Raw genomic sequence first — 1107 nt, 5'->3', positions numbered from 1 at the left:
GTAATTAAAATATGCCCAAATAAATTACAAGAGGAGAGGGCTATTTTATTATTAGAATGAGTAAGCAACACCAACGCGGTATTTAGCTTCACGATCTTTAGAAGACGAGCTGATATCAGATGACCAGATTTCTGCAAAAGGTTTCCATGAACCAAACTTGTAGTTTACTTTTAAACCTGCGTCCCACTCCCAATCATCACTATTATATAGAAGTACGTTATCTAGCGATTTTACATAGTTAGCTTCGTAAGAAAGGCCAAGTTTAGGTAGAGATTGAATTTTGTAAGAACCCGTTAGTGTGACTTTTGATTTCTGTGCTGACTCTAAACGCTCACCAGTCTCTGAATCTTTGTCACCAAATTGAGTGTGGTTGCGGAAATCAGCATACTCGTGACGGTAACGAATGGCAGTCGTTAATCCCATATCCGCATTATAACCAACACGGAATTGAGGTTTGTAAGTGACTTTTTTCATCTTCCAGTCACCGCCGTTGTAGTTCGGCTCATCCCAGTCCCAAGCGATCGGCATACCAACTTGTAGATACCAGTTGTTATCGACTTTGTAAGTTGCTGTATTTTCTACTTCCATACCGTAAATATACCAATTGCCGTCATAGAAGCTTCTACTGTTTGCTGATTTAACTTCGCCAGAATCTGCGTCGTAGTAAGAATCGTCAGTATGGAATTTAACTTCAAGGCCCGTTGAGTGCTTCCACTTATCTGACAGTTTAAAGCTTTCACCTAGCTTCACTCGGTGTTGATGGCGAGCGTCTACGTGAGCCGTGTCGCCATTTGTTTTTGTATAATCCGTCGCAGCACGATACTCGTAACGATAATCAAGAGATGCACCAGTAGCTGTGCCCGCTAAAAGAGTACATGCAACAGCTGCAGAAATTTTTGTAACAGAATTCATACCTTTGTCTCACTATTATTTTTTTATTCTGGATACATCCAATGTACCCGTGGCTCACAAACCAATACCTTACATGGTATTAAATTAATGTATGACAAATATGGTATTTATTATTGAGTCAGATTTCTGTGAGATCTATCAAAAAGTTCTGACTAATGGCCCAAATATATAGCTAAATGTTATGAATATCTCAAT

1 protein-coding gene is annotated in these 1107 nt (G+C 39.2%); it reads right to left on the bottom strand.

Translation table 11 applies throughout. The features are described 5' to 3' along the window. Positions 1 to 51: 51 nt before the first annotated feature. Positions 52 to 912 carry an oligogalacturonate-specific porin KdgM family protein gene (locus AB4517_RS15795; protein WP_017063621.1) on the bottom strand — a complete coding sequence of 287 codons (861 nt, stop codon included), beginning with the start codon at positions 910 to 912 and terminating at the stop codon, positions 52 to 54. Positions 913 to 1107 lie beyond the last annotated feature (195 nt).

The organism is Vibrio sp. 10N.222.52.C3, from assembly GCF_041474195.1.
Taxonomy (GTDB): domain Bacteria; phylum Pseudomonadota; class Gammaproteobacteria; order Enterobacterales; family Vibrionaceae; genus Vibrio; species Vibrio crassostreae_C.
Note: the sequence above shows the minus strand (reverse complement) of the source record. Positions and strands in the feature narration are given on the sequence as shown.

What these genes read in the sequence shown, in the direction of transcription:
- AB4517_RS15795 (WP_017063621.1), bottom strand. Translation starts at nt 912, where the DNA reads ATGAATTCTGTTACAAAAATTTCTGCAGCTGTTGCATGTACTCTTTTA.